At 45.9% G+C, this 13,162-nt stretch carries 9 protein-coding genes and 1 pseudogene; 9 read left to right on the forward strand and 1 reads right to left on the reverse strand.

Features of this window, described 5'->3' with window-relative positions:
• From tuf to rpoC, 9 genes and pseudogenes are all read left to right on the forward strand, one after another.
• Positions 1–244: pseudogene (tuf, locus tag CAG68_RS10380) on the forward strand (elongation factor Tu); the annotation flags it as partial.
• Between the two features lie 266 nt (positions 245–510).
• Positions 511–891 carry a preprotein translocase subunit SecE gene (secE, locus tag CAG68_RS10385; protein WP_005384680.1) on the forward strand — a complete coding sequence of 127 codons (381 nt, stop codon included), beginning with the start codon at positions 511–513 and terminating at the stop codon, positions 889–891.
• Positions 892–904: 13 nt separating this feature from the next.
• The gene (nusG, locus tag CAG68_RS10390) at positions 905–1,453 is read left to right on the forward strand and encodes a transcription termination/antitermination protein NusG (RefSeq protein ID WP_161441114.1); all 549 of its coding nucleotides are present in this window, start codon (positions 905–907) and stop codon (positions 1,451–1,453) included.
• A 164-nt stretch (positions 1,454–1,617) separates the two neighbouring features.
• Entirely contained in the window at positions 1,618–2,046 is a 429-nt protein-coding gene (rplK, locus tag CAG68_RS10395) for a 50S ribosomal protein L11 (RefSeq protein ID WP_005384682.1), read from the forward strand.
• A 4-nt stretch (positions 2,047–2,050) separates the two neighbouring features.
• Positions 2,051–2,752, forward strand: a complete 702-nt coding sequence (rplA, locus tag CAG68_RS10400; RefSeq protein ID WP_005384683.1) for a 50S ribosomal protein L1 — start codon at positions 2,051–2,053, stop codon at positions 2,750–2,752.
• Positions 2,753–3,045: 293 nt separating this feature from the next.
• Entirely contained in the window at positions 3,046–3,540 is a 495-nt protein-coding gene (gene rplJ / locus CAG68_RS10405) for a 50S ribosomal protein L10 (RefSeq protein ID WP_005382538.1), read from the forward strand.
• A 57-nt stretch (positions 3,541–3,597) separates the two neighbouring features.
• Positions 3,598–3,966: a 50S ribosomal protein L7/L12 gene (rplL, locus tag CAG68_RS10410; RefSeq protein WP_005382540.1), complete on the forward strand. Its 369-nt coding sequence runs from the start codon at positions 3,598–3,600 to the stop codon at positions 3,964–3,966.
• A gap of 252 nt (positions 3,967–4,218) precedes the next feature.
• Positions 4,219–8,247, forward strand: a complete 4,029-nt coding sequence (gene rpoB, locus CAG68_RS10415) for a DNA-directed RNA polymerase subunit beta (RefSeq protein WP_005384685.1) — start codon at positions 4,219–4,221, stop codon at positions 8,245–8,247.
• 104 nt (positions 8,248–8,351) lie between these two features.
• Positions 8,352–12,554 (forward strand): DNA-directed RNA polymerase subunit beta', encoded by a 4,203-nt coding sequence (gene rpoC / locus CAG68_RS10420; RefSeq protein WP_005382514.1) that lies wholly within the window; start codon positions 8,352–8,354, stop codon positions 12,552–12,554.
• A 173-nt stretch (positions 12,555–12,727) separates the two neighbouring features.
• Here the strand turns inward: rpoC and rsd are convergent.
• A partial coding sequence (gene rsd / locus CAG68_RS10425) for a sigma D regulator (protein ID WP_161441115.1) occupies positions 12,728–13,162 on the reverse strand: 435 nt, incomplete at its 5' end.

Consider the following 13,162-nt stretch of genomic DNA (forward strand, 5'->3'; position numbering starts at 1 on the left):
AGATGAAGGTGGTCGTCACACTCCATTCTTCAAAGGCTACCGTCCACAGTTCTACTTCCGTACAACTGACGTAACTGGTGACATCCAGCTACCAGACGGCGTAGAAATGGTAATGCCAGGCGACAACGTACAGATGACTGTAGAGCTAATCGCACCAATCGCAATGGACGAAGGTCTACGTTTCGCGATCCGTGAAGGTGGCCGTACAGTAGGTGCTGGTGTTGTTGCTAAGATCTTCGACTAATTCATAGCGAATTAGCGATGCTTTCGGAAAATCTTGAATTAGATTTGACGAACCAGTAGCAAAAAGGGCATCATTTGATGCCCTTTTTCTGCACTCAACATTATTTTTGCTGTTTTCTTGTTCAGAAGTGGGTTGGGCGCAGAGCAAGATTAAGCAAAGAGGCTTAATCTTAAGAAGAGTACGCTGATTTTTTCAGCGATATGGAGTTTGCCCTGCAACAGCGGGGTTGTTGTCGTCTATATTAAGACTTGTAACAGGTTGGTTTTATGAAAGCAAATAATGCTGAAACTCCTGATAGCTCAAACGCAGCAGATACGTTTAAGTGGGTAGCCGCTTTCGTATTGGCAGCTGCCGCTGTTGTGGGTAATTACCTGTATGGTGAAATGTCTGTAGTGGTTCGTGCTGCAGGCGTTGTTGTTCTTATTGCAGCTGCCTTAGGCGTTGCAGCAACAACGACTAAAGGTAAAGCAGCGATCAGTTTTGCAAAAGAATCTCGTATGGAAGTACGTAAAGTTGTTTGGCCTACTCGCCAAGAAACCATGCAAACAACACTGATCGTTTTAGCTGTAAGTATTGTAATGGCTCTAGTGCTATGGGGTATTGACGGAATTATGGTTCGTCTAGTAGCTCTAGCAACTGGGGTATAGAGGGTTTTTATTCATGAGTGAAGCTCCAAAAAAACGCTGGTATGTGGTTCAAGCCTTCTCTGGATTTGAAAGTCGTGTAGCTCAATCTCTGCGCGAGCATATCAAAATGCACGGCATGGAAGAGCTATTCGGTGAAGTACTGGTTCCTACTGAAGAAGTAGTGGAAATGCGCGCGGGTCAGCGTCGCAAATCTGAGCGTAAGTTCTTCCCAGGTTACGTCCTTGTTCAGATGATTATGAACGATGAATCATGGCACCTAGTACGCAGTGTGCCGCGTGTCATGGGCTTCATTGGTGGTACCTCAGACCGTCCGGCACCTATCACGGATAAAGAGGCTGACGCGATTCTTAATCGTCTTGAGAAAGCGAGTGAAGCGCCTCGTCCGCGTACAATGTACGAAGCGGGTGAAGTGGTACGTGTTAACGAAGGTCCATTTGCTGACTTCAACGGTACTGTTGAAGAAGTGGATTACGAGAAGAGCCGCCTGAAAGTGTCTGTATCGATCTTTGGTCGTGCGACACCAGTTGAGCTTGAATTTGGTCAGGTTGAAAAGCTGGACTAAGACTCTTCGTTAAAGAGTATAAAAAATCACCTTTTTAGGGTTGTATAAGGCGCGGATTATGACTATAATTTCGCGCCTTTTTACTTCAAGTGAAGTAAAAAGTTTCTTACACAAACGGGGAGCTGATCCGCGATTAGCGTTTGTACCCAAACTTAGGAATTATCATGGCTAAGAAAGTTGAAGCTTACATCAAGCTACAAGTTGCTGCTGGTATGGCTAACCCTAGTCCACCAGTAGGTCCTGCACTAGGTCAACACGGTGTGAACATCATGGAATTCTGTAAAGCGTTCAACGCAAAAACAGAATCTATTGAGAAAGGTCTACCAACTCCAGTAGTTATCACAGTATACAGCGACCGTTCTTTCACGTTCGTAACTAAGACTCCACCTGCTGCTGTTCTTCTTAAGAAAGCTGCTGGCGTTAAGTCTGGTTCAGGTCGTCCAAACACTGAAAAAGTTGGTACTGTAACTGACGCTCAAATCCAAGAAATCGCAGAAACTAAAGCTGCTGATATGACTGGTGCTGACATCGAAGCGATGAAGCGTTCTATCGCTGGTACTGCTCGTTCAATGGGCCTAGTGGTAGAGGGTTAATAAGATGGCAAAACTAACTAAGCGCATGCGCGTAATCCGCGAAAAAGTTGACGTAACTAAAGAATACGAAATCAACGAAGCTGTTGCTCTTCTTCAAGAACTAGCGACTGCTAAATTCGTTGAGTCTGTAGACGTTGCTGTTAACCTAGGCATTGATGCTCGTAAATCTGACCAGAACGTACGTGGTGCAACTGTACTACCTCACGGTACTGGCCGCGAAATCCGCGTTGCAGTGTTCACTCAAGGTGCTAACGCTGAAGCAGCTAAAGAAGCTGGCGCAGACATCGTAGGTATGGAAGATCTTGCTGAGCAAGTTAAGAAAGGCGAAATGAACTTTGACGTAGTTGTTGCTTCTCCAGATGCAATGCGCGTTGTAGGTCAACTAGGTACTATCCTAGGTCCTCGCGGTCTTATGCCAAACCCTAAAGTTGGTACTGTAACTCCTAACGTTGCTGAAGCAGTTAAAAACGCTAAAGCTGGTCAGGTTCGTTACCGTAACGACAAAAACGGCATCATCCACACTACTATCGGTAAAGCAAACTTCTCTGCTGAGCAGATCAAAGAGAACCTAGAAGCACTTCTAGTTGCTCTGAAGAAAGCTAAGCCATCTTCAGCGAAAGGTACTTTCCTGAAGAAAGTAAGCATCTCTACTACTATGGGTGCTGGTGTTGCTGTTGATCAGGCTAGCCTGAACACTCAAGCATAATTTATTTGCTTAGGCGCAAAATTAGTGTATAATTTTGCGCCTAATATTTGTGGTTGGGGCTGAACTTTGGTTCTTTGAACTGTCTCCTAGTTCGAAATGAATTAAGACCCAGTCTCCGTCCAAGACCGTAGGTGTTTGTGTAAAAGCAAACTTAATTATCCTACGTAGATGGTGCCCGAACTGACAGAAAGCTCTATGTAATATAGTTAACTTTCTTCTGGGGAAGCACCTCAATAGCTCTCACTGTCGTGATGATAGTGAGTGGTGTAACGACAACCAGGAGTAAATCCAAGATGGCTTTAAACCTTCAAGACAAAAAAGCAATTGTTGCTGAAGTCAACGAAGCTGCCAGTGGTGCACTTTCTGCAGTTGTAGCTGATTCTCGTGGCGTTCAAGTTGGCGCGATGACTTCTCTACGTAAACAAGCTCGTGAAGCTGGCGTTTACATGAGAGTTGTTCGTAACACTCTTGCTCGTCGTGCGGTTGAAGGTACTGAGTACGAGTGTCTAACTGACACTTTCACTGGTCCTACTCTAATCGCATTCTCTAATGAGCACCCAGGTGCTGCAGCGCGTCTTTTCAAAGACTTCGCTAAAGAGAACAAAGATTTCGAGATCAAAGCTGCTGCATTTGAAGGCGCTTTAACTGACGCTGAAGTACTAGCAACACTACCAACTTACGACGAAGCAATCGCACGCCTAATGATGTGCATGAAAGAAGCTTCGGCTGGCAAGCTGGCGCGTACTATCGCAGCTATCCGCGATCAAAAACAAGAAGCAGCGGCATAAGCCTTGCTTTTTACTGGTTGCTTAATAAACTTATTGTTGACTTAAAAGAGAATTGTTATGTCTATTACTAACGAGCAAATCCTAGACGCAGTTGCAGAAATGTCTGTAATGCAAGTTGTTGAACTAATCGAAGCAATGGAAGAGAAATTCGGTGTTTCTGCTGCTGCTGCTGTTGTAGCTGGCGGCGCTGCTGCAGGCGAAGCTGCTGCTGAGCAAACTGAATTCGACGTAATCCTAGAAGCTGCTGGCGGTAACAAAGTTGCTGTAATCAAAGCAGTACGTGGCGCAACTGGCCTAGGTCTTAAAGAAGCTAAAGCTCTAGTAGACGGCGCTCCAGCACCTCTTAAAGAAGGTGTTGAGAAAGCAGAAGCTGAAGCTCTTAAAGCTCAGCTAGAAGAAGCTGGTGCAACTGTTGCTGTTAAGTAATTATTGCATAGTTTCTTAGCCTAACGGCTAATTGGCTGGTGGTTTTTTAACCACCGGCCTTTTTGCGCTGTAGGGTATAGGCGAATTTTCCCGCTGTTTAAGCGCCTGATATCCATGCAAAAAACATTTCATTCTTACGAAATGAAATGTCACTACAGTAAACAGCTATATTAGTCACTGTCCCTTACCCCCCTTAAGTAACTAGGAGCGGGCGGACAGTTTGGGTCACTTATCAGCGAGCTGAGGAACCCCATGGTTTACTCTTATACCGAGAAAAAGCGCATCCGTAAGGACTTTGGTACTCGTCCACAAGTTTTGGACATTCCATACCTGCTATCGATCCAGCTCGATTCGTTCGACAAATTTATCGAACAGGATCCTGAAGGTCAATACGGTCTTGAAGCCGCTTTCCGTTCTGTATTCCCGATTCAGAGCTACAACGGCAATTCTGAGCTGCAATACGTTAGCTACCGTCTTGGTGAGCCAGTTTTTGACGTTAAAGAATGTCAAATCCGCGGTGTAACTTACTCAAAGCCACTACGTGTAAAACTACGCCTAGTTATCTTTGATAAAGACGCGCCAGCAGGTACTGTAAAAGACATTAAAGAACAAGAAGTCTACATGGGTGAAATTCCACTCATGACAGACAATGGTACCTTCGTAATCAACGGTACCGAGAGGGTTATCGTATCCCAGCTGCACCGAAGCCCAGGCGTGTTCTTCGACAGCGATAAGGGTAAGACCCACTCTTCAGGTAAAGTTTTATACAACGCACGTGTTATTCCTTACCGTGGTTCATGGCTTGATTTCGAGTTTGATCCTAAGGATAACTTATACGTTCGTATCGACCGCCGTCGTAAGCTACCAGCATCGATCATCCTTCGAGCACTAGGTAAGTCGACAGAAGAAATCCTAGATATCTTCTTCGAGAAAGTGAACTTCGAAGTGAAAGACCAAACTCTATTGATGGAGTTGGTTCCGGATCGTCTACGTGGTGAAACTGCGTCATTCGACATCGAAGCAAATGGTAAAGTTTACGTTGAGCAAGGTCGTCGCGTAACAGCTCGTCATATCCGCCAACTAGAAAAAGATGGTGTTGATCACATCGAAGTACCAGTTGAGTACATCGTAGGTAAAGTTGCATCAAAAGATTATATCAATGAAGCAACAGGCGAGATCATTGTTAACGCTAACCAGGAAATCAGCCTGGAAGCACTAGCGAACCTATCTCAGGCTGGCCACAAAGCGCTAGAAGTTCTATTCACGAACGATCTAGACCATGGTCCATTCATGTCAGAAACACTACGTATCGACAGCACGGTTGATCGTATTTCTGCATTGGTAGAAATCTACCGCATGATGCGCCCTGGTGAGCCGCCAACAAAAGAAGCTGCAGAAGCTCTATTCGAAAGCCTATTCTTCTCTGAAGAGCGTTACGATCTATCGACTGTTGGTCGTATGAAGTTCAACAGCTCTATCGGCCGTGAAGATGCTCAAGAGCAAGGCACACTTGATGAAACTGATATCATCGAAGTGATGAAGAAGCTGATCGCGATCCGTAACGGTAAGGGCGAAGTGGACGATATCGACCACCTAGGCAACCGTCGTATCCGTTCTGTAGGCGAAATGGCTGAGAACCAGTTCCGTGTAGGTCTAGTACGTGTTGAGCGTGCAGTTAAAGAGCGTCTAAGCCTAGGCGATCTTGACGCAATCATGCCTCAAGACTTGATCAACGCGAAGCCAATTTCTGCGGCAGTTAAAGAATTCTTTGGCTCTTCACAGCTTTCACAGTTCATGGACCAAAACAACCCGCTATCAGAAGTAACGCACAAGCGTCGTATTTCTGCATTGGGTCCTGGCGGTCTAACTCGTGAACGTGCTGGCTTCGAAGTACGTGACGTACACGTAACTCACTACGGTCGTCTATGTCCTATCGAAACGCCTGAAGGTCCAAACATCGGTCTGATCAACTCTCTATCTGCGTTTGCGCGTTGTAACGAGTACGGTTTCCTAGAGACACCATACCGTCGCGTTGTAGATGGCGTAGTAACAGACGAAGTAGATTACCTATCTGCAATCGAAGAAGGCCAATTCGTTATCGCACAGGCGAACGCTAAGCTAAACGAAGATGGTACTTTTGCAGATGAGCTGATCACAGCTCGTCAGAAAGGTGAATCTGGTCTACACCCTCGTGAGCACGCTCAGTACATGGACGTTGCGACAAACCAGGTTGTATCTATCGCTGCATCGCTTATCCCGTTCCTAGAACACGATGATGCGAACCGTGCATTGATGGGTGCGAACATGCAACGTCAGGCAGTTCCAACACTGAAAGCTGACAAACCGCTTGTTGGTACTGGTATTGAACGTAACGTAGCCGTTGACTCAGGTGTAACTGCAGTTGCTAAACGTGGTGGTGTAATCCAGTCAGTAGATGCTTCTCGTATCGTTGTTAAAGTTAACGAAGAAGAGCTAGTACCAGGTGAAGCTGGTATCGACATCTACAACCTGACTAAATACACACGTTCTAACCAGAACACATGTATTAACCAGCGCCCATGTGTGATGCCAGGTGAGCCTGTATCACGCGGTGACGTTCTTGCTGATGGTCCTTCAACAGACCTTGGTGAACTAGCGCTTGGTCAAAACATGCGTATCGCGTTCATGCCTTGGAACGGTTACAACTTCGAAGACTCGATCTTAGTATCTGAGCGCGTAGTTCAAGAAGACCGTTTCACGACTATCCACATCCAAGAACTGACTTGTGTGGCGCGTGATACTAAGCTTGGTTCTGAAGAGATCACAGCGGATATTCCAAACGTAGGTGAGTCTGCTCTGTCTAAACTAGACGAGTCAGGTATCGTTTACATCGGTGCTGAAGTTAAGGGTGGCGACATCCTAGTTGGTAAAGTTACACCTAAAGGTGAAACTCAGCTAACGCCTGAAGAGAAGCTACTACGTGCAATCTTCGGTGAAAAAGCATCTGACGTTAAAGATACTTCACTACGTGTACCTAACTCTGTATCAGGTACGATCATCGACGTTCAAGTCTTTACTCGCGATGGCGTAGAGAAAGACAAGCGTGCGCTTGAAATCGAACAGATGCAGCTTAAAGAAGCGAAGAAAGACCTAACTGAAGAATTCCAGATTCTTGAGGGCGGCCTTCTAAACCGTGTTAAAGCTGTATTGATTGAAGGCGGTTACTCTGAAGCGAAACTAGACACAACTGATCGTAAGAAGTGGCTAGAACTAACGCTAGAAGATGACGCACTACAAACTCAGCTTGAGCAACTTGCTGAGCAGTGGGATGAGCTAAAAGCCGACTTCGATAAGAAGTTCGAAACTAAGCGTCGTAAGATCACTCAAGGTGATGATTTAGCACCTGGTGTACTGAAGATCGTTAAGGTTTACCTAGCGGTTAAACGTCGCATTCAGCCTGGTGATAAGATGGCGGGTCGTCACGGTAACAAGGGTGTAATCTCTAAGATCAACCCTGTTGAAGACATGCCATACGATGAGAAAGGTCAGCCTGTAGACATCGTACTTAACCCACTGGGTGTACCTTCGCGTATGAACATCGGTCAGATCCTAGAAGTACACTTAGGTCTGGCAGCGAAAGGTATCGGTGACAAGATCAACCAGATGGTTAAAGAGCAGCAAGAACTAGCGAAATTCCGCGAGTTCCTACAAAAAGTTTACGATCTAGGCGACACTCGCCAGAAAGTAGACATTGCTTCTCTATCTGATGATGAAGTACGTACTCTGATCAAGAACTTGCGTGGCGGTCTACCAATCGCGACTCCTGTATTTGATGGCGCTCCAGAAGAGTCAATCAAAGCACTTCTTGAGCTAGCAGATCTACCAACATCAGGTCAGTTAACACTGTTTGATGGTCGCACAGGTGATGCGTTTGAGCGTCCTGTAACTGTTGGTTACATGTACATGCTGAAACTGAACCACCTTGTTGATGACAAGATGCACGCTCGTTCAACTGGTTCGTACAGCCTAGTAACTCAGCAGCCACTAGGTGGTAAAGCTCAGTTCGGTGGTCAGCGTTTCGGTGAGATGGAAGTATGGGCACTAGAAGCATACGGTGCTGCTTACACGCTACAAGAAATGCTAACGGTTAAGTCGGATGACGTTAACGGCCGTACTAAGATGTACAAGAACATCGTAGACGGTAACCACAGCATGGAACCTGGCATGCCAGAATCGTTCAACGTACTGTTGAAAGAGATCCGCTCGCTAGGTATCAACATCGAGCTAGAAGACGAAGAGTAATCCTTTTCTCTCTTGATGAAAGTCGAGAGAATCAAAGCGATTATTTGGAAGAAGGTGCTCACTTTAGCAAGTGAGCTCCTTTTAACTCCTTACAGGAGCTGATTGTGAAAGACTTATTAAACTTTCTAAAAGCACAGCATAAGACCGAAGAATTTGATGCAATCAAAATCGGTCTATCTTCACCAGACATGATCCGTTCATGGTCTTTCGGTGAAGTTAAAAAACCTGAAACGATCAACTATCGTACGTTCAAACCTGAACGCGATGGTCTGTTCTGTGCGCGTATCTTTGGTCCAGTTAAAGACTACGAATGTCTTTGTGGTAAGTACAAGCGCCTGAAGCACCGTGGTGTTATCTGTGAGAAGTGTGGTGTAGAAGTTACACAAACTAAAGTTCGTCGTGACCGTATGGGCCACATTGAACTGGCTTCACCAGTAGCTCACATCTGGTTCCTAAAATCGCTACCGTCTCGTATCGGTCTACTAATGGATATCCCTCTACGTGATATCGAACGCGTTCTGTACTTCGAAATGTACGTAGTAACAGAGCCTGGTATGACTGATCTAGAAAAAGGTCAGATGCTTACTGAAGAAGAGTATCTAGATCGTCTAGAAGAGTGGGGCGACGAGTTCACTGCTAAGATGGGTGCGGAAGCTATCAAGGACCTACTAGGTTCTATGGATATGCACGCTGAAGCAGAACAAATGCGTGAAGAGTTAGAGACAACAAACTCTGAAACTAAGCGTAAGAAAGTAACTAAGCGTCTTAAGCTGGTAGAAGCGTTCATCGCATCGGGTAACAACCCTGAGTGGATGATCCTAACTGTACTTCCAGTACTTCCGCCAGATCTACGTCCTCTAGTACCTCTAGATGGCGGTCGCTTTGCGACTTCTGATCTTAACGATCTATACCGTCGTGTGATCAACCGTAACAACCGTTTGAAGCGTCTTCTAGAGCTAGCTGCTCCGGACATCATCGTACGTAACGAAAAACGTATGCTGCAAGAGTCTGTTGATGCGCTACTAGATAACGGTCGTCGTGGTCGTGCGATCACAGGTTCTAACAAGCGTCCTCTGAAATCTCTTGCTGATATGATCAAGGGTAAACAAGGTCGTTTCCGTCAGAACCTTCTAGGTAAACGTGTAGACTACTCTGGCCGTTCTGTAATCACAGTAGGTCCATACCTGCGTCTACACCAGTGTGGTCTTCCTAAGAAGATGGCACTTGAGCTATTCAAACCATTCATCTACAGCAAGCTAGAGACTCGTGGTCTTGCGACTACAATCAAAGCTGCTAAGAAAATGGTAGAGCGTGAAGAAGCGGTCGTTTGGGATATCCTAGACGAAGTAATCCGTGAACACCCAGTACTATTGAACCGTGCACCTACGCTTCACCGTCTAGGTATCCAGGCGTTCGAACCAGTACTGATCGAAGGTAAAGCGATTCAGCTACACCCACTTGTTTGTGCGGCGTACAACGCGGACTTCGATGGTGACCAAATGGCGGTTCACGTACCTCTAACTCTAGAGGCACAGCTTGAAGCTCGTACTCTGATGATGTCGACAAACAACATTCTGTCGCCAGCGTCAGGTGATCCGATCATCGTACCTTCTCAGGACGTTGTATTGGGTCTGTACTACATGACTCGTGAAAAGATCAACGTGAAAGGTGAAGGCATGTACCTTTCTGGCCCAGAAGAGGCTGAGAAAGCATACCGCACTAAACAAGCTGAGCTTCACGCACGCGTTAAAGTACGTATTACAGAAACTGTTGTAGACGAAGATGGCAACAGCACTACAGAAACCAAGATGGTAGACACCACTGTTGGTCGTGCAATGCTATGGCAAATCGTGCCAGCTGGTCTACCGTACAGCATCGTTAACCAAAAGCTAGGTAAGAAGCAAATCTCTAACCTACTTAACGAGGCGTACCGTAAACTAGGTCTGAAAGACACAGTAATCTTCGCTGACCAAATCATGTACACAGGTTTCGCATACGCGGCACTTTCTGGTGTATCTGTTGGTATCGACGATATGGTTGTACCAGCAGCTAAGTACACTGAAATCGCAGAAGCGGAAGAAGAAGTACGTGAAATCCAGGAACAGTACCAATCAGGTCTTGTTACTGCGGGCGAACGCTACAACAAAGTTATCGATATCTGGGCATCGACCAACGACCGTGTTGCGAAAGCAATGATGGAAAACCTTTCTTCTGAAACGGTAGTTAACCGTGACGGTGAAGAGGAACAGCAAGAGTCATTCAACAGCATCTATATGATGGCGGACTCGGGCGCTCGTGGTTCTGCAGCACAGATTCGTCAGCTTGCGGGTATGCGTGGTCTGATGGCGCGTCCAGATGGTTCAATCATCGAAACGCCGATCACAGCTAACTTTAAAGAAGGTCTAAACGTACTTCAGTACTTTATCTCAACGCACGGTGCTCGTAAGGGTCTTGCGGATACGGCACTGAAAACAGCGAACTCGGGTTACCTAACGCGTCGTCTAGTAGACGTTGCTCAAGACGTTGTTGTAACTGAACATGACTGTGGCACTCACGAAGGTGTCGACATGATGCCTCACATCGAGGGTGGTGATGTTAAAGTTGCACTTTCTGAGCTTGCTCTTGGTCGTGTTGTTGCTGAAGACGTACTAAAACCTGGCACTGAAGACGTTCTTATTCCACGTAACACCCTGATCGATGAGAAGTGGTGTCAAATCATGGAAGAGAACTCAGTAGACAGCATGAAAGTGCGCTCTGTAGTAACGTGTGATTCTGACTTCGGTTGTTGTGCACAATGTTACGGTCGTGACCTAGCACGTGGTCACCTAGTGAACCAAGGTGAAGCAGTGGGTGTTATTGCTGCTCAGTCTATCGGTGAGCCAGGTACACAGCTAACGATGCGTACGTTCCACATCGGTGGTGCGGCATCGACAGCAGCGGCAGAGAACAGTGTTCAAGTTAAGAACAACGGTTCTATCAAGCTACACAACGCTAAATCTGTATTGGCTGATGACGGTAAGATCGTTATCACTTCTCGTGCGACAGAGTTAACTATCGTTGATGAGTTTGGTCGTACTAAAGAGAAACACAAACTGCCTTACGGTACGCTACTAAGCAAAGGCGATGGTGATACAGTTCAAGCTGGCGAAACAGTTGCAAACTGGGAAGCGCACACACTACCTATCATTACTGAGGTAGCAGGTCGCATCCAGTTCGTAGATATGATCGACGGTGTAACAGTATCTCGTCAAACTGATGACCTAACTGGTCTATCTTCAAGCGAAGTAACTGACCCAGCAGCTCGCCCTTCAGCAGGTAAAGATATGCGTCCAGCTATCAAACTTGTTGACGAGCAAGGTAACGATGTAATGATCCCTGGTACTGATATGCCAGCTCACTACTTCCTACCTGGTAAAGCGATTGTGAACATCGAAGATGGCGCAGCAGTAGGTGTTGGTGCAACACTAGCACGTATTCCTCAGAAGTCTGGCGGTAACAAAGATATCACCGGTGGTCTTCCACGAGTTGCTGACCTATTTGAAGCACGTAAGCCGAAAGAGCCTGCAATCCTTGCTGAGCACACAGGTACTGTGAGCTTTGGTAAAGAGACGAAAGGTAAACGTCGCCTAGTGATCACACGTGAAAGCGGTGAAGCTTACGAAGAGATGATTCCTAAGCATCGTCAGTTGAACGTATTCGAAGGTGAAAAAGTTGAACGTGGTGATGTGATCGCAGATGGTCCAGAGTCTCCACATGACATCCTACGTCTACGTGGCGTACACGCGGTAACGCAGTACATTGCTAACGAAGTACAGGAAGTTTACCGTCTACAAGGCGTTAAGATTAACGATAAGCACATTGAAACTATCGTTCGTCAGATGCTACGTAAGTGTACTATTACTCACTCTGGTGACTCTGAGTTCCTACCTGGTGAACAGATTGAGTACTCACAAGTTAAGATTGCTAACCGTAACCTAGAAGCTGAAGGCAAAGAGCCTGCACGTTTCGAACGTGAACTACTAGGTATTACTAAAGCATCTCTAGCGACTGAGTCGTTCATCTCTGCGGCATCGTTCCAGGAGACAACTCGCGTACTAACAGAAGCTGCGGTTTCTGGTAAGCGTGATGACCTACGTGGTCTGAAAGAGAACGTAATTGTTGGTCGTCTGATCCCTGCTGGTACTGGTTTCGCATACCACCAAGAGCGTCAAGCTAAACGTTCTGAAGCGCAAGATGGTCCTTCTGCTGAGCAAGCAACGGATAACCTAGCGGCACTTCTAAACGCTGGTTTCTCTTCTGAAGAGTAAGTCATATAACGAGTAATCGTTAAAAGCTTAAGAAAAAGGCACCTTCGGGTGCCTTTTTAGTTTTTTATACTACTTTGTTCTTCCGGTGGGATTTTCGATAAAGCTAGAAACAAAAAAGACCGACGATGATCGTCAGTCTTTTCTCTCACTCTATTTCTGAATGTTTGCAAATACTAAGCTCCAGGTGGCATAGACAGGCTTTCTGCGATTTGCTGTATCAGATAGTCCTCGACTTCAAAGCGAGTCTCAAGAATTTCTCCAATGAGACACATATCAGAATCGAAATCATTTAATTCATCATCTTCAGTCACTTCTGAGTACTTATCGTTAAAGTTCAATAATGGTTCAGTCGTTAGAACAATTTGACCATAGGTTTGATTGATCTCATTAGTCACGACAAAGCCGGTTGCTTTCCAACGGTCCATAACCATGTCATAAATTTTAAAGTGGCCTTCGGAGATGTAATCAACGAGGTGCTGACAGAAATCCTGCAGTTCGGAAGGAGATGGGAGTTCAATAACATTGGTTTTCGAACAAGGTTGCAGCGCTGCAAGCTTACAATATTCAACAATCAGGGATTGTCGTGTCTCTAACCAGTGATCAATGAC

Source organism: Vibrio sp. V42_P2S4T144, assembly GCF_009904715.1.
In the GTDB taxonomy this organism is placed as follows: Bacteria; Pseudomonadota; Gammaproteobacteria; order Enterobacterales; family Vibrionaceae; genus Vibrio; species Vibrio alginolyticus.

Bases quoted from the DNA above. Each gene is read 5' to 3' on its own strand.
- secE (WP_005384680.1), top strand. From the start codon at position 511: ATGAAAGCAAATAATGCTGAAACTCCTGATAGCTCAAACGCAGCAGAT.
- nusG (WP_161441114.1), top strand. From the start codon at position 905: ATGAGTGAAGCTCCAAAAAAACGCTGGTATGTGGTTCAAGCCTTCTCT.
- rplK (WP_005384682.1), top strand. From the start codon at position 1,618: ATGGCTAAGAAAGTTGAAGCTTACATCAAGCTACAAGTTGCTGCTGGT.
- rplA (WP_005384683.1), top strand. From the start codon at position 2,051: ATGGCAAAACTAACTAAGCGCATGCGCGTAATCCGCGAAAAAGTTGAC.
- rplJ (WP_005382538.1), top strand. From the start codon at position 3,046: ATGGCTTTAAACCTTCAAGACAAAAAAGCAATTGTTGCTGAAGTCAAC.
- rplL (WP_005382540.1), top strand. From the start codon at position 3,598: ATGTCTATTACTAACGAGCAAATCCTAGACGCAGTTGCAGAAATGTCT.
- rpoB (WP_005384685.1), top strand. From the start codon at position 4,219: ATGGTTTACTCTTATACCGAGAAAAAGCGCATCCGTAAGGACTTTGGT.